Below are 17,416 nucleotides of genomic sequence, written 5' to 3'. Positions count from 1 at the left end.
ACCTACCTCTTATGTTTCGGGTCAAGTACATCCCGCAGCCCGTCACCAAAAATATTAATAGCGATGACAGTAGCAAAAATAGACAGGCCTGGCGGTATCCACAACCAAGGTCGTTGCTGAAAATCCAGCACATTGTTGGCGGCATCAATCATATTGCCCCAAGTCGGTGTCGTGGGCAGCACACCAAGACCAAAGAAGCTGAGTACAGATTCACTCAGGATGGCTCCGCCAATATTCAATGTAGCAATAACGATCAACAACGGCAAAATATTCGGCAGCAGATGCTTGAACAGCTTTCGGCGATTCGATAGTCCCAGTACTGTCGCGGCCTGCATAAATTCACGTTCCCGTAAACTAAGCATCTGGCCCCTCACCATTCGTGCAATCCCCGGCCAGTTGACCAGACTAAGCATCAGCATGACAATATACATCCGTTGATCGGGTGGAACCTTCCAGTCCGATAGCAGCGCGCCCATAATAAATAGCAGCGGCAAACTGGGAATCGTCAGCAGCAAATCAGCAACGCGCATAATGATCTGATCCGCAATCCCGCGAAAATATGCGGATATGACCCCCAGCGTAGCCCCCAAAAAGACTGACAATACCATTGAAGCCAAACCCACGGTAAGAGAAATTTGACCTGCCTGCATCACACGTGTCAGCACATCCCGCCCCAGTTTGTCTGTTCCTAACCAGTGATGGATATTGGGCGCCTTGTTCATCATTAATATATTTGTTTTATTATCGGAATAAGGAGAACATAACGGACCGATAAAACAGAGCAAAAACATAAATACCACGACGAGCAGACCAGCCATAGCAAGCTTGTTTCTGAACAGCTGCCGGAGCGCTTGCTGCCACATTGAAGATTTAACAGTTGTTCGCAGTCTGCCGTTGCTCTTGCTCAAGTTACTGCTCACGGATGACATTCCTTAGCCCCCTTCTTACACTTTCACACGCGGGTCCGCGATGCGATACAAAATATCGGACAACAGTGTCCCGATCACGCTCAATATGGCAATTAGCATCGTAAAGCCCATAAGTAGCGGATAATCCCGGAGCGAAAAGGATTGCATGTACAACTGACCGATTCCCGGCCAATTAAAAATCTTTTCAATAATCAGGGACCCGCCAAACAGCGCAGGTAATTCGAAGCCAACGAGCGTAATGGCAGGCAGTAATGCATTTCTCAATGCGTGCGTAAAAAGTACCTTTCTTTCCTTTAAGCCCTTTGCACGGGCTGTGCGTATATAATCCTGCTGGATCACGTCGATCATATTGCTACGGAAGTAGCGGGTCAACGAACCCAGTCCCAGCAGCGTCATAACGATCACTGGCAAGGTCATATGCTGGAGAACCTCCTTCACATACTCCATACCTATAGCGTTACTGCCCGTATTGAGCATGCCACCGGGTGGCAACCACTTCAGGTCAACCGCTGCGATTTTAATCAGATACAACCCGATAAAAAAAGAGGGCACAGACATGGCAGCGAAAATCACCACCATTACCAGAGTATCAAACCATGAATACTGCTTATAAGCAGCAATCACACCGATAATGACCGCGATAAACCAGGTCAGGAAGGTCGATACAACGGCCAGCAAAAACGAGTTCCAGATGTACTCATTAAATAAGGTCAGCACCGGCTTCTGCTGGGCAAGCGAATAACCAAAATTGCCGTGCAGCGCATTGCCTAGCCAATTTCCATAGCGTTCAAGAATAGGCTTATTCAGGCCGTAAATTTCCCTCAGCTCCGCTTTTCTCTCCGGCGACAGCTTCAGATTGCCGCTAATGAAATCTCCCGGTGTCATGGCATACAGGAAAAAAATCATCATCGAAGCGGCCAACAAAATAATAACCATATATGTCAGTCTTTTCGTTAAAAACGAGCTCATGACAGACTCCTTTCAATTCAAGGTCAGGCTACTCATTACGTTTCCCCCATTTGCGAGGCCCCTTGATCCGAACCTGGTGTTCTTCACAAGGGGCCCGCAAATGTGGCTTATTTAAGGGACCATTCGAACAGATTACTAGACAAGCCAATGAACGGACTGACCTTTACATGTTCCATCCGACCATTGTAGGCATACACCGTCTTCTTATAGTTGGTAAAAATAACGGGCAGTTCATCGTTTAGCAGCACATATAATTCTTGATATATTTTCTTCCGTTCTTCCATATTCGTCGTAGACAAGCCTTTTTCATATAGCTCTTTTACCTTTGGATTGTTATATCCCTTGACTTCTCCATTGACGAATTGCTCGATTCCATCTGATGGATCTGTCAGCATGCCTGTCGAGAAGGCGGCAAGATCATAATCTTTACCTTCTACTTTGGCGACCATTGCATTAAAGTCTGCAAAGATTTCCGGCTGAAGGTCAACACCAATCGCTTTGTAATTTTCAGCCGCAAGCGCAATAAAGGTGTCTGTTTCTGGACGTTTAGAGGTCAGCAGGTGAATGGTCAGCTTCTGTCCGTTTTTCTCACGCATACCGTCACTACCTTCTACCCAACCCGCTTCATCCAGTAGCTTTTTCGCTTGCTCCGGGTCATAGTTGTATGGATTGATTCCATCGGTCGTGTAAGACCAGAATATTGGGGAAGCTGGAATGTTTGCGACCGCCCCTGCTCCCTGAGCTGCGTCGACATAAATGCTTTTCCGATCCAGTCCATAGGTCAATGCTTGACGAACCTTTTTATCCTTAAGCTTTTCATTTTCCAGATTGACTTGCAAATATCCGTAAGTGCTAGGGGTATACGGCAAAATGTTTAAAAAGCCAAGCCCTTTTAGTTTGTCGATATTTTCCTGCGTTGCGGTGAATTGAGCAAAATCGGTATCGCCTGTTTCTATGAATTGCCAAGCGTCGCCTTCTGCTGTTTTGTAAATGAAATGCTGTGTTTTCGGTTTGCCTTTGAAAAAGTAATCATTCGCCTCCAGACGAACTTCTTGCCCCGGAATGAATTTTTCTAACTTATAAGCCCCATTTCCCAGAGGGCTACTATGTAAATTTTTAAAATAATCCAGCTCTCCGAACTTGTAATCCTTGCCGTAGTAGGCTTTGGACAGTACATACTCACCCAGAATCGGCAAAGCAAGCGCGTTTGGTTTTTCCAACGTCGCAGAAATGGTCTGCTCATCAATCACCTTGATTCCTGCAATTTGTTTTGCCTTGCCTTCCGTATAGTCTTTGCCGCCTTTAATGTTCAGCTTTCGGATTTGGCTGTCACCAGGATAGGCTTTGTCATAGATCAACGTCCAGGTAAAAGCGACATCCTCAGCTGTCAAAGGAGAGCCATCACTGAATTTTGTACCGGGAACCAGATGAAACGTATACGTTAGATTATCCTTGGAAATATCCCAGCTCTTAGCCAAATTGGGCACCGGAAGCCCCTTCTCGTCTACCGTGACCAGCGGAGTCCACAACTGCGAAATCACGTTGCCGTCATAGCCGCTTTGGTTAAAATACGGAGTAAACACCCCAGCTGGGTCAGTCAGACCAACAATAATCGTGTCGCTTCTCTTTTGGGACACTTCCGGCAATTTGGTTAAATCAGAAGCTTGTACCAGACTTGTTAATGGCTGCGCTGTAGTGGCTGTCTGTGCGGCATCACTATTTTGCGAAGTAGCATCGCTAGCGCTATCTGATCCACCACTAGAGCAAGCTGCTAATAAGGTAGAACTTGCCAGAAGTAGACTGCTGAGTAGAATGATTCCCTTTTTCAAAATAATCCCCCCAAGTTAATTTAGTAAATTCCGATCGAACAAGTTGTAATTAATAAGATAAATCTCATTATAGGAATCTATTCCGGTTCTGTAAAGAGAGAACTCCATTTTTATGTAAAAAAATAGACGTCCACTCATCTGGATTCCAAATGGTCGGCGTCTATTTGTTTAAAGTGTTAAAGTCTAACTGGTGCGTGCAGCCTAATTTCGCTCCATATAGCCAGTAATGCTCCGATGCATTTCATCCACAGCCGAAAGCCGTGCGCTATAGCCGAGCAATGTTTCACCATCAAAATGTGCATGGATGAAGCCAGAGGCACGAAGCTTAAAAATATGGTCGTGCGTGATTCCCTTGGACAGCTTGAGATAACGGACAATCTCAATAAAGGTGCGTGGAGACTGGCTTTGGTACAAATATTTTAAAATCTTGAGCCTGCTCTTCTCCCCCAAACTTCGGATCATTCGATATTCCTGTGGGGATAAAAAATCGTCCTCCTGAACATAAATTCCTGCCGAGTAATGGCACAACAGGAGCGACCCAAATCGATAAATAATATTTATCGGCTGAAAATGATATTGCGGTACCAGCAACACCTGCGTTAACCCTTCGGAAGGCTCGAATCGGAAGCCATTAGTTGTACGATCCACCCACTCCATAAAGCTATATGCGCCCTTCTCCAGATTTCTGCGTTCCGCTTCCTGTTTCAGCCCGCTTAGAATCCTTGTATCCACATGACGAAAATACTCTTTATCCCAACCGGATAGCAGCTGCAAAGCAAGTTTGCGAAGCTTCTCCATGTCGTCAGGCAGCGGTATCCCATAGGCTGATGCCTGTTCGTTTAATTCCTGTACAGTTCGGTTCTCCAGACGGTCTACGACCTCTTCAACGTTCCCCTGATCAGAAAGCATACAGACGAGTCCATAAATAACCTTCCAATCTGCATTGATTTCCATGGACTCCAGCAATTCAGACAAACCTGGAGACAGCGTTCCACGCACTTGCTCCGCCCACTTGGCTGATAAATCGGTCTTCTTGTAAGCCTTGCGGCAAATAAAGGTGTGTAAGCTGCTGAGCAACTCAAACACCGGTCCATATGCTACATGTACATCGTAAGGAGCATTCACGTCGTGACTCATCGCTCTTTCTGTCCTCTTTTCTTTCATATCTGATGTCCATTATACATACTATCGTACACCCGTTCATTCTTAGTGATCCATTCATACGAGAATTTAGCAAAACACAGATACAAATATGAACGTAACAAGCATCATAATCAAGGCGCAAAAAAAGCCTGATCTCATCAGACTCTAACTGTTCAGCTATGAATTCCTGCTTGACATTAGACCAGCTACGACCATTCCAATACTTAATCTTGTAAGATTTAGGAACATCAACGCCAGCGCCATCTTGGAACCAATAGACATCCGTTTGGGATAACGTATATTCTTGATCAAAATCATATTGGACCCATTGTGTACCCGTCTCAGGCCAGTTACCATACACGGCATGACTTCGATCATTAGAGCTGGTTGGGTCAAATCCATCATTAAGCGCGCTCACATTTTCCCAAGGCGAAGTATAAGAAGTGCTGACCGTTGCAGCTGGCGCAATGTTTACGTTTTCATCAGGTGATGGATCGATGGGACTCTCATCGCCGCCGTTAGTCACGCTTGGGAAACGAGACATCTAAAAGGACAACGCCTACTCTCTTATTACACCCACTCTTGATTTTTAATAAAATCACAAAATTATACTATAATTGGAATGATACAGCGTCAAACAAAAATATCCCCTCTACAAGGAGGGGATCAGTATCCATAGACTAGGCTCGCACTCCTACTCTATGGATATCAATGCCGAATCTGCCAGTGAAGCCAGTAGCTTCGCTGTTCCGGGCAACGCGCGTTCGTCCAGATCAAAGGCAGGATGATGCCATTCCTGGCTTCCCGCAGTGCCAACAAAGACAAATACACCGGGGATGTTCTTCTGATAAAACCCAAAATCCTCGCTCGCCGAGGATGGTATGGGACGAACTACGTCCAGACCGACCGCTTCTGCCGTCTCCTCCGCGATGACGGCCAACTTACCGTCGTTCAGCACAGGCGGCGGACCCTCGATCCAGCGGATGGTCGCTTTCGTGCCGAAAGCATCGGCAACGCCTTTTACGACCTGCTCGAAGCGCTCAGTCACCTGGGCGCGAACATTCTCGTCAAATGTGCGAATGGTTCCGTCCAAATGGGCGCGGTCTGGAATGATGTTCCAGGCGTTGCCGCTGTGCAGCTTCGTGACGCTAATGACCGCGCTATCCAGCGGATTAACGCTCCGACTCACAATAGATTGCAGCGCCGTAATGATATGTGACGATACCACGATGGGGTCAATCCCTGCATGTGGCACTGCCGCATGTGTGCTCAGACCCTCAACCTCGATGTAAAAACCATCCGCCGCTGCCATTAGCGGACCTTCTTTGATGCCGACCGTGCCTACGGGCAGGTCCGGCTTGTTATGCAGGCCAAATATGGCCTGCACCCCTGCCAACGCACCGCTGTCCAGCACTTGGGCAGCGCCTTTGGCCTTTTCCTCGGCTGGCTGGAACACCAGCCGAACCGTGCCTTTCAGCTCCTGCTCCCGCTGCTTCAGGAGTATGGCTGCTCCTAACAGGGATGCGGTATGAAAGTCATGCCCACAGGCATGCATCTTGCCGGGGTGCACCGAAGCATAAGGCAATCCCGTCTCCTCCTGAATGGGCAACGCATCAATGTCTGCACGAAGCGCGACAGTTGGTCCCTCCTGCTGTCCGCCGATTTCCGCAACTAATCCGGTACGCAGCGGCACATCCAGAATGGTTATGTTCTGTTCTTCCAGCAGACGGCGGATAAAGGCGGTAGTTTCAACCTCCTCGTTAGATAACTCGGGATTTCGATGCAGATGGCGGCGAATGTCCACCAGCTTCTGCTCCAAAACCTGCTCCTTCGTCCTGGTTGATCCACTCATCCCTATTCCTCCTTCGTGAACCCAAAATAGTTACAATTCTCTCAGACCAACAACATCTAGGACTGCACAGGCAATCCGGCAAAAGCTTCATGCAACAACTCGAACGAGCGCACACGCTTGTGTATATCTCTTATTCCTGTCGTAACGATCAGCTCATCGGCCTGATACTTCGCTTGAATTTCCGTCAGCACAGCATAGATTTCGTCTTTATTCCCTTTGTTAATTTGCGCTTGTGTAGCTTCAATTGTATATTCTTCACCCGATTGCTTGCCAAACTCTTCTGCACTTTCCAGCGTGCCCACCGTAGCGGTCTTGCCACTGGCCAGATGAATTTTGTACAGCTTGTGCTCACCTGCTAACTCTGCAGCTTCCTCGGAAGTATCCGCTACGATGACTGAAAGCGCAAAAAGAGCTTTCGGCTCACGTCCATAACTATAATCGAAAGACGCCCGATACGTACGGAATGATTCCAATGCAACCTGCTCATTACTATTGATAAATTGCGAGAAAACGTAGGGCAACCCCAAACGCGCAGCAATTCCAGCACTGTCTGTACTTGTACCCAAAACGTAAATATCTGCTGGTATTTCTGGAATCGGATTCGCCTGTAACCCGGCTAACGGTCCTTCTTCAGACGGAATATTATGAATATAGCGACTTACTTCATCAATTTTTTCTTCGAGAGAAGGCGCATCATGAATGTTTCGTTGTAACGCCTGTGTGGATTTCGGCAACCCGCCCGGTGCGCGTCCGATTCCCAAATCTACGCGACCCGGTGCAAGAGAGGACAGCACATTAAAGTTTTCAGCTACTTTATAAGGGCTGTAATGCTGAAGCATCACTCCACCAGAACCGACTTTAATACGTTCAGTGCGTGCCAGCAAATGGGAAATGAGTACCTCTGGCGAAGAGCCCGCAACCTGCTCGGAATCGTGATGCTCTGATACCCAGAAGCGCGTAAATCCCAATTCCTCTACACGCTGTGCTAGCTTAATCGTATTACGAAGGGCCTGCGCTGCCGTTTCCCCCTCGTGTATAGGGCTTTGATCCAATACTCCGATTTTAATACTCATATCTCCCTCTCCCGTCTAAATTGAATAGTTATATTCCGGTGTAATTCGTTTCAGAAATTGTTTGGTACGTTCCTCTTTGGGGTGGTTAAAAATGTCGTCCGGTGTGCCTTCCTCGATAATATGACCGCCATCCATAAATACCACATGATTTGAAACATCGCGCGCAAAGCCCATTTCATGTGTAACGACAATCATCGTAATGCCTTCCTTCGCAATCTTGCGGATCACCGACAGCACCTCACCCACCAATTCAGGGTCCAGCGCCGAAGTCGGCTCATCGAACAAAATCACTTCCGGGTTCAGCGCCAAAGCACGCGCTATGCCGACACGCTGCTGCTGCCCGCCAGACAGCTGGCTTGGATAATGATTCAGCTTTTCACCCAGACCGACCTTTTCCAGCACCTCAATGCTGATTTTTTTCGCTTCCTCCTGCTTGACCTTGCGGACAACGACAAGTCCTTCCATGACATTTTCCAGTGCTGTTTTATGCTTGAACAAATTGTATTGCTGGAAAACCATAGCCGTCTTTTGACGTAGAGCCAAAACATCCTTCTTCGCAGGTCGCTTGCAGTTCACTGTAAAATCGCCAATGCTAACTTCCCCATCATTCGGCTTTTCCAGATAATTAATGCAGCGTAGCAGAGTCGTTTTACCTGAACCGCTCGGGCCTAAAATAACGACGACCTCGCCTTTGTTCACGGTCAAATCAATGCCTTTGAGCACTTCATGTTTGCCGAACGACTTCGTAATATTTTGCAGACGGATCATGATGCTCGACCTCCATTAAACACATTGATTTTTTTCTCCACCAAGCCGGATATTCGTTCAATCAATACCGTCAAGCCCCAAAATAGCAGTGCAGCTGCAATATATACCTCTAAATATTTCCAGTTGGTAGATGCCAGAATCTCAGCCTGTGCCTGGATTTCTGTGACCGAAACCGTGAAGGCCAAGGTAGAGCCATGAAGCATCCCAATAACGGAATTCGTCAGGTTTGGCAAACTCACCACGAACGCCTGCGGAAATACAATCCGTCTCAGCACTTGCCACGTCGTCATACCGACGGCATAAGCCGCCTCGATTTGTCCCTTGTTGACCGATTGAATTCCAGAACGGACGACCTCAGACATATACGCGCCACTGGTAATGGAAAACGAAATGAGTGCAAATACCATATAAGGAACATCTTTGGATTGCAGCGGCCAGCCGAAATGCTTCGCTCCCGCATCAATCAACAAAGGTAAACTGAAATAAATAAGCAGCAAATGCATCAGCATCGGTGTGCCACGGATAAAGGTGACGTAACCGTGAGAAATCTGGGACAACACAGGAACCTTATAGATTCGCGCCAGCGCCGTTATAATACCGATGACCAACCCTGCCAGTACGGAAACCACCGTAATAATTAAGGTGTTGGGCAACGCGGAGAACAACCCTAAAAAGGCAGTATATATAAAGCCAAAATCCAGACTCATATGCCTTTACCTCCTTTACTAAGACGGGGACTTCTCAGGTAACGCACCACAAAGCTTTTTCGTTTTTCGGGTTCTTTCTGTACTGCATCCCGATGCTCATGCCGGAGAAGCGTATTTTCCAGCACCTTGAACAATTTTTGTAAAATCAGACTGATCACCAAATAGATAAGGGATAACGCGATATAGGTTTCAACAAAATGTTGGGTAGCCGCCCCTAATGTCTGTGATTTCCCTGTCATCTCCATCGCTCCGATCGTAAACGCCAGCGAAGTATCCTTCAGATTGCCAATCACCAGATTGGAAAATACCGGAACCACGACAGCCAGCGCTTGCGGCATAATGATACGTGTAAAGGTCTGATAGCCTGACATGCCGACGGACTGTGCAGCCTCGATTTGTCCCCGATCTACAGCTTCTACTCCTGACCTGATAATTTCGGAAATAAAGGCTCCACTATTGAGCGCGTAGGTTGCTACGGCAAACCACAGCACATCCCATCTGGAAGAATTGATATCCACCAGCTTTAGTAGCTCCGGCAGGCCGTAATATACCAGAAACAATTGGATTAGAATAGGTGTTCCGCGAAAAAAGGAAACATACACTTGAGAAACACGTTTGAGAAATGGAATGTTATACATGCGAGGCAGCGCAACCAACAGACCAATGATAAGCCCCAATACAAGCGAGCTTGCCACAATAAACAAGGTGATGTGTAAGTAAGACAGCATTTTCGGGATAAAGCTAAAAACATAGTCAATATTGAACTCTCTGCTCATATGCCTGCCTCCTTTCTATACATCAGCGGCCAGAATACATAGAGTACCCTGACCGCTGAAAAGTCCACGTCTATCCTTACTTCTTACTGCTGCTACCTTCTTTTTTCACATCTTCCAGTGACTTAGTGAAATCCTCTCCAAGCCATTTAATGCTCAGCTTCGACAGCGTACCGTCGTCCTTCACTTCCTGAATGGCTTTGTCGAGGTCATCCGCCAACCCTTGCTCATTTTTGTTCAGTACATACAGTACATCCGATTGAGTCAAAGGATCACCTACGGTTTTCAGAGCTACTTCTCCTTTTTCATCGGTGTTAAAACGGTTCGCAAAGTCTGTCGTAACGGTAGCATCTATACGACCGCTCGTAATTTGTTGCACCGTATCATTGGCTGCACCACTCGTATAAACGATATTCAGGGCATCTCCGTGGGTTTTGTTATACTCTTTCAGCACATACGCCGCATTACTGGTTGGACTGGTGAGTACCTTTTTCCCTTTCAAATCATCAATTGAATGAATGGTATTGTTATCCTTCGCTACAGCGACTCTGTTCAGAAAAATGCTATACGGATTTTTGTTGAACAGATACTTGGCCTCGCGCTCCGGGTTTTTTTCCATTTGATGCGATACCAGATCAATCTTGCCGGCATCGAGACTTAGCAGCAAATTTCCAAAGTCCATCGTTTTGAATTCAAATTCGTATTGAGGCAGGCGCTTGTCCAGCTCCTTAATCAGCTCCACATCAAAACCTGTTAAATTTCCGTTTTCGTCAATAAAGCATACATTTTTGAATTGAGTACCTGTGCCTACGATAATTTTCTTCACGTCTCCGCTTGAACCTGACGCGCTAGACGCGTTATCTGAGGAACCGCAGCCTGCCAACACCAGGATAATTGCCATAACAGACAATATTGCAAACCACTTTTTCATATGAATCCCCCTCATCTCTTTGTATATCAGCAGTTTGCGACATACATGGTAGCTACAACATCCAATAATTAATAATTCCTATAAGTTTAATCGGTTTTAGGATGTGATTAATTTAACACCTGGAAACCTATACGTCAATCCATTAAGCCATAGAACTTTTCTATAACAAAACAGCACCCCGGAAACCTTCTGTCAGTGCATCTGCAAAATCCGAGGTCACTGCACAGTCTTCTTTGGTCGCTATTATGCTAATCTGCATCGACACACCAGCTACCTCTGGAACATGGATACGGAACAGTTTCTGATCTTTTACTTCACGGTTCACACAGACATCTGGCAAAAAGGCAATACCCGCTTCCTCCAATACCAGCTTTTTGGCCGTGACCACATTGTCTACCTGAAAAGCAATGTCCGGTGGTTGCTCCAGTGATTCAAAAGCGCGATGAATTCTCATCCAATCTAGTGATCCGCATTCGAAAAACACCAGTGTTTCACGTTGAATATCCTGTATGCTGGCCTTTCCTGTCTTCATAAACGGATGGCCGTCGTATACATACAGGGAAATCGGATCTTCATAAAAAGCAAGCGTACGGATAGCCGGATGCATCACTTTACGGACAAAACTAATATCTACCTCACGGTTCAACAGTTTATGTACCAGTTGATCCGTCGTAGCCGTCACAATTTTGTAGTTAACCTCTGGATAACGGGCACGAAGCTGCTTTAATATTTCAGGAATGATGTAGTTCGACACCGATATCGTGCAACCAATTCGAATTTGCTGAGGGGCTTTCTTACGCTTTTGGAGCTTTTGTTTCCCTTTTTGCAGCACCTGAAGCATCTGCTCCGCATAAGGAAGAAACTTTCGTCCATCCTCCGTCAGAACCGTTTGCTTGCTTTGGCGGTCGAACAACTTGCATTCTAGCTCGCGCTCTAGCGTCTGAATCCGGGCTGTAACAGAGGGCTGGGACAAGAACAAGGCTTCTGCAGCCTTATTAAAGCTCCCATAATGATTCACGTATACAAAGGCTTCCATATTCTCGATATTCATACGCAAGTCCCCCAGTAAGTTTTATATACATTTATCCAATAAGTTAACTTGGTTTTTTGTATCATAAAACTCACTGAACGACCTGTCAATGGAAATATTGAAAATATCTATAATTTTAATAGCTCATTTAGTTCTTTAACAGAACGTTCCAACCGTGCAACCAATTCTTCCGACAACCCGTATGCTCCATCTGGCAGACGTTCGACCCACTGATCCACTGCATACACCCCGCCAAGAATATGTCTTCCGCCCAGTGCATTAATAACCGGCTTCAAGGCATAGTCAATGACCAGCAGGTGAGCCAGTGTACCTCCGATAAATAAAGGCAAGACTGGTTTCCCTCTTAGCCCCTCCTGCGGAACCAAATCCAGGAATATTTTCAATAGCCCTGAATAGGACGCCTTATAGACTGGAGAAGCCACAATAACGGCATCCGCTGCTGCAATCAATGCAAGTGATGCTGTGACGTCGGGGCTGTTAAAGTTAGCTGTGACCAGATCCTCCGCTGGCAAGTCGACCACATTCAGTAATGTGACCTCCGCTCCAGCCTGCTGCAACTGCTCCGTTGTATAGTTAATCAAGCCGTATAAACGGGATTGTGTAGACGGACTGCCTGATAGGATGACAACCTTGGACATATTTTTCCCTCCTTCTGTTATGCGTCAACCTTCACTTTGGATCTGGCTGCTGTATAGCGGTTCTCAGGAATAGGCACGCCCAGGTTTTCACGCAGTGTGCTAAATTCATAATCCTGACGGTAAATACCGCGTTCCTGCAAAATAGGCACAACCAGATTGACGAAGTCATGCAGACCCGATGGCACATCAGAACCAATAATGAATCCGTCTGCCCCTTTTCTTTCGAACCACTCCTGCACTTGATCCGCTACTTGCTCAGCGGTTCCGATAAAAGAGGTTCTCGGTGTAGCTGAACGCAATGCAACCTCGCGTAAGGTCAAATTTTGTTCCTTGGCTACTCGTTTAATTTTATCTGTACCGCTGCGGAACGCATTGCTGCCAATACCATCAAGCTCAGGGAATGGCTCATCCAGCGGATATTGTGAGAAATCATGATGATCGAAGAAACGTCCCAAATATTTTAACGCAGCCTCAATCGTCACCAGATTCGTGATCTCTTCATACTTACGTTCCGCTTCCTCCGTCGTGCTGCCAATAATCGGCGAAATGCCCGGCAAAATGACAATATCCTCTTCGGATCTACCATAACGTACCGCACGTTCTTTCACATCACGATAAAACTGCTGCGCTTCCTCTAACGTTTCATGTCCTGTAAATACAGCATCCGCTTCCTTGGCGGCCAGGTTTTTGCCATCCTCCGAGGAACCTGCCTGGAAAATAACCGGCTGTCCCTGCTTGGATCGTCCAATGTTCAGCGGACCCTGCACAGAGAAAAACTCGCCTTTATGGTTCAATGTATGCAGCTTTTCAGGATCAAAGAATACGCCGGCTTCCTTATCACGAACGAACGCATCCTCTTCCCACGAGTCCCACAGTCCTTTGGTAACCTGCAAATATTCCTCTGCAATTTTATAGCGCTGCGGATGCGACGGGTGCTCGCCTTTGCTAAAGTTAAGGGCAGAGCCTTCCAGCGGGGAAGTCACCACATTCCAGCCTGCACGACCTCCGCTAATATGATCAATGGAAGAAAACTGGCGTGCTACCGTGAACGGTTCGCTATAGGAAGTCGACAGTGTGCCGACCAGTCCGATATGCTTCGTCACCCCAGCCAAAGCGGACAAAATCGTAATTGGTTCAAAACGGTTCAGAAAGTGGGGAATGGATTTTTCGTTAATGAACAGGCCATCTGCGATAAATACGAGGTCAAACTTCCCTTCCTCTGCCTTTTGCGCCTGCGTTTTATAAAATTCAAAGTTAACACTCGCATCCGCAGGTACTTCAGGGTGACGCCAAGTCGTCATGCTTCCCCCAACACCGTGGATAATCGCACCAAATTTAATTTGTCTATTCTTAGCCATAACTCTTCCACCTCTCTTGAAAATAATGATTTCCCGTCGGCTTATACCACTTGATTGTAACTTTCCAGCACTTTACCCAACTCTTCCAGATCCGGGTTGAGCAGTGCTTCATATTTATTATCCCCGCCTACCTCGACGACAGGGACATAACGAATACCATATTTGGTCTCCAGCACGTCACGCAGCACATCATTTCCGTCCACTTGGATATTTTCATACGGCTGATTTTGGGATTCCAGGTACGATTTGATCTCTCCACAAAAATGACAGCCGGTTTTACTCCACAATACAACTTTAGGTTTGGACGACATATACATACCTCCGTGAGCTTAATGTTTATAATCCCGATGAATTAAATAAGAATTATATTTATAATGTATCCTGCTGCCCCTTTTCCGTCAATCGCTTGTGTAATAGACATTGCTAATTCAACGATAGAAAATTTTAATTTTATATCGTAATTAATCGGTTAATTGGTAGTCAAGTTATCTAAATTCAGATAATTTGAAGTTTAAATGGACCCTGGTGCGGACATCCTTGGAATAATAGCGCCCTTGTGGTGAAATGAAATGAGGTTGAACAAATGCAGGAATGGTCCATTGTAGCTTTACGTACGTTATTAGCTATCGTTATTCTTTTTGTGATTACCAAGATTCTTGGAAAAAGACAGGTATCGCAGCTTTCCTTGTTCGAATATATAACTGGAATCACCATCGGTAACTTGGCGGCTTCAATTCCTTTGGAACGTGAATCCTCCTGGTACTTGGGGACTGTGTCGTTAGCCGTATGGGTACTTACAACACTTGGTATTGAATTTTTACAAATTAAAAGCAAGAAAGTCAGAGATTTATCAGATGGAAAGACGACAATCCTGATCAAAGACGGCAAAATTTTAGAGGATAATATGAAAAAGGAAAGGCTAACGCTAGATGAGCTCATGGAGCAGCTGCGGAGTAAAAATGTATTCAAGGTGGCAGACGTGGAATTTGCCATTATGGAGACCAGTGGTGCGATCAACGTGCTGCTGACCAAAGACAAGCAGGCCGTGACGCTTAAGGATCTGAATATACAGCAATTACCGGAGAAGGAACCCACAGCCGTCATTATGGATGGGCAACTTATGGAGCAACAAATGGCATATATGGGGATCACTCAACAATGGCTGGATGCAAAGCTAAAGGAAAAGAGCCTAACGGTCAAAGATGTGTTTTTCGCACAGGTGGACCCGCAAGGAGAACTATACATCGATCAATATAGTGATAATGTACAGCTAAGCAAGGTGCAGGATTCGAATCAAGCCGTGCTGACTTTGCTGGAACAATGCACAACGGAGTTGCAAAAACTCGCATCTGGTTCCAGCGAGCAACAAAGAAAACAGCTATATGAGCAATGCTCACAAAGCTTGAAAGAAGCTATACAGGAGATGCAGCCGCTAAATACATCTAAGTCCTAAGCACATACGCATATGCCATAAGAGTAGAAGCATGGGAACTAAAAAGGAGCGTCCTTCAGCCGTTTATGGCTTTGAAGACGCTCCTTTTTAACTTACTGTGCCGGTGTACATTTCACAGTTGCTGCTGCCTTCCATTACTTTCTGGCGCAGCGGCAGCATAACTGTAAATACCGTTCCTTCTCCCACCTTGCTGGATACAGAGATAGAGCCAGTATGCATCTCTGTTATTTTATAAGCAATGGACAGTCCCAAGCCGCTGCCTCCTGCAGTTCGGGCCCGTGACTGGTCTGCTTTATAAAATCGTTCAAAAATTCGCTGCTGATCCTGGTCGTTGATGCCCTGTCCCGTATCCGCAATGCAGATAACCGCCTGATCACCGTTACTTGAAAGAGAAACAGATATGCTTCCACCCTGCGGTGTAAATTTAATGGCATTGTGAAGAAGATTCACCCAAACCTGGCCCATCAGATCCTCGTCTGCGTTGACCTCAACTATATCCACCTCAACAGTCATCTCGATTTTTTTAGCCTCCCATTGCGGTTCGCAGGCGAGAATAAGCGAAATCAGCTGCTTGTCCAGCCGATAAAGGGATGGACGAAACGGATGCCGCTCCGAATCCAGAATCGCCAACTTCATGAGATTATCGCTTAGCTTGGATAGACGAATACACTCCGTCTCGATGATCGTCAAATACCGATCTCGCTGCTCACGATTCAGATTCTCGTCCTTGAGCGCTTTGGCGAATCCGATTATCGAGGTCAGCGGTGAGCCGATTTCATGGGATACGTTCGATATAAACTCCTCCCGCAGCTTTTCCATAGCCTTCAGATTTGCAGCCATATCATTGATGCTGTCCACCAACTGTACATAAGGATGCGGCCTCCGATGTTTTCCGTTCCGCCCGCCGAGGTCCCAATCCAGGTTAATGTGAAAGTCTCCTTGCGAAATACGTTTTAATGCATCGATCATTTCGGTAAAAGCGTGCTGTTCTCTAGGCTGGAAGAAACGCCTTACCGTCATACTGATAATACCGAAGAAGAAAAAGCCTAGCGTCGTATTCATAAGAAAGACGAACAAACCATGGGGAGCCCATGACATGTGCGAATAGATCGCCTCCATAATAAAGTACGCGGCAGCCCAGCTAAGATATAGCACCAATACTACCAGCAGGACTCTCGCAAGAATATGGAGTAACCCCGGTTCCCTCTTCATTGCCGTACCTCCAGCCGATAACCCAATCCCCGGATCGTACTGATCCGGAAGGAGTGGCTTGCCTCCGGAAATCGTTCCCGAAGGCGTTTGATATGGACATCAACCGTTCTTTCGTCTCCCTCATAATCATAACCCCAGATCTGTTCGATCAGCTGGTCGCGGGTAAAGGTTTTGCCAGGATAGCTGGCCAACTTGAAGAGCAGCTCAAATTCTTTGAGCGGCAGGGTAATCTCCTTCTCTCCAGCCCGACACTCAAATGTATCGCTGCGCAGGACAAGATCTCCGACAGTTACTGATTTTGAAGCCATGATACGATAACGTTTTAATAAAGCCTTCACACGTGCGACAAGCACCATGGGGTCGAATGGCTTGACAAGATAGTCGTCCGTTCCGAGCGCGAAACCTTTCACGATCTGTGACGTCTCGCCTTTAGCTGTAAGCATAAGCAGCGGCAGGTCGGTTTGCTCTCGCAGCTTACGACACAGCTCCCAACCATCCATTCCCGGCATCATGATATCAAGAACAAGCAAATCGACCTTGATTTGATCAAAAATGCGCATCGCGTCCAAACCATCCACCGCCTCGACTACCTCCAGTCCTTCCATTCTCAAAAAGTGTCCGACCAGTTCACGAATATGCGGATCATCATCAACGACCAATACACGTGCCATTTCAATCCCCCCTAACTAACTCTGCCTTAAATCTCTCGTCCTCGTCAAGAAGACTGCCA

The 17,416-nt window shown here is 46.5% G+C and carries 17 protein-coding genes and 1 pseudogene; 1 reads left to right on the top strand and 17 read right to left on the bottom strand.

Translation table 11 applies throughout. The features are described from left to right. Positions 1–2 precede the first annotated feature (2 nt). The 15 genes and pseudogenes from opp4C to NLX74_RS19710 all read right to left on the bottom strand — a co-directional run bounded on the left by opp4C (position 3) and on the right by NLX74_RS19710 (position 14,332). Positions 3–929: an oligopeptide ABC transporter permease gene (gene opp4C, locus NLX74_RS19780; protein WP_061831923.1), complete on the bottom strand. Its 927-nt coding sequence runs from the start codon at positions 927–929 to the stop codon at positions 3–5. Positions 930–944: 15 nt separating this feature from the next. Next, a complete protein-coding gene (locus NLX74_RS19775) occupies positions 945–1,898 on the bottom strand; it encodes an ABC transporter permease (RefSeq protein ID WP_254329733.1) in 954 nt (317 codons plus the stop codon). Positions 1,899–2,005: 107 nt separating this feature from the next. Next, positions 2,006–3,727 carry an ABC transporter substrate-binding protein gene (locus NLX74_RS19770; RefSeq protein ID WP_254329732.1) on the bottom strand — a complete coding sequence of 574 codons (1,722 nt, stop codon included), beginning with the start codon at positions 3,725–3,727 and terminating at the stop codon, positions 2,006–2,008. Between the two features lie 201 nt (positions 3,728–3,928). Further along, positions 3,929–4,864, bottom strand: coding sequence for a winged helix-turn-helix domain-containing protein (locus NLX74_RS19765; RefSeq protein ID WP_254329731.1), 936 nt, complete (start codon positions 4,862–4,864; stop codon positions 3,929–3,931). Positions 4,865–5,057: 193 nt separating this feature from the next. Next, positions 5,058–5,411: pseudogene (locus tag NLX74_RS25885) on the bottom strand (discoidin domain-containing protein); the annotation flags it as partial. Positions 5,412–5,564: 153 nt separating this feature from the next. Continuing rightward, positions 5,565–6,722 (bottom strand): amidohydrolase, encoded by a 1,158-nt coding sequence (locus NLX74_RS19755; RefSeq protein ID WP_254329729.1) that lies wholly within the window; start codon positions 6,720–6,722, stop codon positions 5,565–5,567. 56 nt (positions 6,723–6,778) lie between these two features. Continuing rightward, positions 6,779–7,795: an LLM class flavin-dependent oxidoreductase gene (locus NLX74_RS19750; RefSeq protein WP_235308209.1), complete on the bottom strand. Its 1,017-nt coding sequence runs from the start codon at positions 7,793–7,795 to the stop codon at positions 6,779–6,781. 15 nt (positions 7,796–7,810) lie between these two features. After that, positions 7,811–8,563 carry an amino acid ABC transporter ATP-binding protein gene (locus NLX74_RS19745; protein ID WP_025722945.1) on the bottom strand — a complete coding sequence of 251 codons (753 nt, stop codon included), beginning with the start codon at positions 8,561–8,563 and terminating at the stop codon, positions 7,811–7,813. Then, on the bottom strand, positions 8,560–9,270 hold the full coding sequence (locus NLX74_RS19740; RefSeq protein WP_061830372.1) for an amino acid ABC transporter permease: 711 nt from the start codon (positions 9,268–9,270) through the stop codon (positions 8,560–8,562). The genes NLX74_RS19745 and NLX74_RS19740 overlap by 4 nt, the downstream gene beginning before the upstream one ends. Next, complete coding sequence (locus NLX74_RS19735; RefSeq protein WP_165175477.1) at positions 9,267–10,046, bottom strand: amino acid ABC transporter permease; 780 nt, start codon at positions 10,044–10,046, stop codon at positions 9,267–9,269. Before NLX74_RS19735 ends, NLX74_RS19740 begins: the two co-directional genes overlap by 4 nt. A 76-nt stretch (positions 10,047–10,122) precedes the next feature. Further along, complete coding sequence (locus tag NLX74_RS19730) at positions 10,123–10,974, bottom strand: transporter substrate-binding domain-containing protein (RefSeq protein ID WP_028542376.1); 852 nt, start codon at positions 10,972–10,974, stop codon at positions 10,123–10,125. A gap of 160 nt (positions 10,975–11,134) precedes the next feature. Then, positions 11,135–12,025, bottom strand: coding sequence for a LysR family transcriptional regulator (locus tag NLX74_RS19725; RefSeq protein ID WP_254329728.1), 891 nt, complete (start codon positions 12,023–12,025; stop codon positions 11,135–11,137). 107 nt (positions 12,026–12,132) lie between these two features. Further along, positions 12,133–12,663 carry an NADPH-dependent FMN reductase gene (ssuE, locus tag NLX74_RS19720; RefSeq protein WP_029519116.1) on the bottom strand — a complete coding sequence of 177 codons (531 nt, stop codon included), beginning with the start codon at positions 12,661–12,663 and terminating at the stop codon, positions 12,133–12,135. A gap of 17 nt (positions 12,664–12,680) precedes the next feature. Next, positions 12,681–14,021, bottom strand: coding sequence for an LLM class flavin-dependent oxidoreductase (locus tag NLX74_RS19715; protein WP_235308207.1), 1,341 nt, complete (start codon positions 14,019–14,021; stop codon positions 12,681–12,683). Between the two features lie 41 nt (positions 14,022–14,062). Further along, positions 14,063–14,332 carry a glutaredoxin family protein gene (locus tag NLX74_RS19710; protein WP_061830367.1) on the bottom strand — a complete coding sequence of 90 codons (270 nt, stop codon included), beginning with the start codon at positions 14,330–14,332 and terminating at the stop codon, positions 14,063–14,065. A 272-nt stretch (positions 14,333–14,604) separates the two neighbouring features. On the opposite strand from NLX74_RS19710, the gene NLX74_RS19705 reads away from it, so the two are divergent. Then, positions 14,605–15,474 (top strand): DUF421 domain-containing protein, encoded by an 870-nt coding sequence (locus NLX74_RS19705; RefSeq protein ID WP_254329727.1) that lies wholly within the window; start codon positions 14,605–14,607, stop codon positions 15,472–15,474. Positions 15,475–15,561: 87 nt separating this feature from the next. Here NLX74_RS19705 and NLX74_RS19700 read toward each other — a convergent pair whose 3' ends face one another. Both NLX74_RS19700 and NLX74_RS19695 read right to left on the bottom strand, forming a co-directional pair. Continuing rightward, positions 15,562–16,686 (bottom strand): sensor histidine kinase, encoded by a 1,125-nt coding sequence (locus NLX74_RS19700; protein ID WP_235308205.1) that lies wholly within the window; start codon positions 16,684–16,686, stop codon positions 15,562–15,564. After that, a complete protein-coding gene (locus NLX74_RS19695; RefSeq protein WP_235308204.1) occupies positions 16,683–17,357 on the bottom strand; it encodes a response regulator transcription factor in 675 nt (224 codons plus the stop codon). The genes NLX74_RS19700 and NLX74_RS19695 overlap by 4 nt, the downstream gene beginning before the upstream one ends. Positions 17,358–17,416: the final 59 nt, after the last annotated feature.

The organism is Paenibacillus sp. MZ03-122A (genome assembly GCF_024213325.1).
In the GTDB taxonomy this organism is placed as follows: domain Bacteria; phylum Bacillota; class Bacilli; order Paenibacillales; family Paenibacillaceae; genus Paenibacillus; species Paenibacillus polymyxa_B.
The sequence above is the reverse complement of the archived record's forward strand: the minus strand, read 5'-3'. Positions and strand labels throughout refer to the sequence as shown.

Excerpts from the sequence above, each read along its gene's own strand:
- NLX74_RS19710 (WP_061830367.1), bottom strand. The coding sequence starts at position 14,332 with ATGTCGTCCAAACCTAAAGTTGTATTGTGGAGTAAAACCGGCTGTCAT.
- NLX74_RS19740 (WP_061830372.1), bottom strand. The coding sequence starts at position 9,270 with ATGAGTCTGGATTTTGGCTTTATATATACTGCCTTTTTAGGGTTGTTC.
- NLX74_RS19700 (WP_235308205.1), bottom strand. The coding sequence starts at position 16,686 with ATGAAGAGGGAACCGGGGTTACTCCATATTCTTGCGAGAGTCCTGCTG.
- ssuE (WP_029519116.1), bottom strand. The coding sequence starts at position 12,663 with ATGTCCAAGGTTGTCATCCTATCAGGCAGTCCGTCTACACAATCCCGT.
- NLX74_RS19755 (WP_254329729.1), bottom strand. The coding sequence starts at position 6,722 with ATGAGTGGATCAACCAGGACGAAGGAGCAGGTTTTGGAGCAGAAGCTG.
- NLX74_RS19715 (WP_235308207.1), bottom strand. The coding sequence starts at position 14,021 with ATGGCTAAGAATAGACAAATTAAATTTGGTGCGATTATCCACGGTGTT.
- NLX74_RS19775 (WP_254329733.1), bottom strand. The coding sequence starts at position 1,898 with ATGAGCTCGTTTTTAACGAAAAGACTGACATATATGGTTATTATTTTG.
- NLX74_RS19745 (WP_025722945.1), bottom strand. The coding sequence starts at position 8,563 with ATGATCCGTCTGCAAAATATTACGAAGTCGTTCGGCAAACATGAAGTG.
- NLX74_RS19750 (WP_235308209.1), bottom strand. The coding sequence starts at position 7,795 with ATGAGTATTAAAATCGGAGTATTGGATCAAAGCCCTATACACGAGGGG.
- NLX74_RS19705 (WP_254329727.1), top strand. The coding sequence starts at position 14,605 with ATGCAGGAATGGTCCATTGTAGCTTTACGTACGTTATTAGCTATCGTT.
- opp4C (WP_061831923.1), bottom strand. The coding sequence starts at position 929 with ATGTCATCCGTGAGCAGTAACTTGAGCAAGAGCAACGGCAGACTGCGA.
- NLX74_RS19735 (WP_165175477.1), bottom strand. The coding sequence starts at position 10,046 with ATGAGCAGAGAGTTCAATATTGACTATGTTTTTAGCTTTATCCCGAAA.
- NLX74_RS19725 (WP_254329728.1), bottom strand. The coding sequence starts at position 12,025 with ATGAATATCGAGAATATGGAAGCCTTTGTATACGTGAATCATTATGGG.
- NLX74_RS19695 (WP_235308204.1), bottom strand. The coding sequence starts at position 17,357 with ATGGCACGTGTATTGGTCGTTGATGATGATCCGCATATTCGTGAACTG.
- NLX74_RS19765 (WP_254329731.1), bottom strand. The coding sequence starts at position 4,864 with ATGAGTCACGACGTGAATGCTCCTTACGATGTACATGTAGCATATGGA.
- NLX74_RS19730 (WP_028542376.1), bottom strand. The coding sequence starts at position 10,974 with ATGAAAAAGTGGTTTGCAATATTGTCTGTTATGGCAATTATCCTGGTG.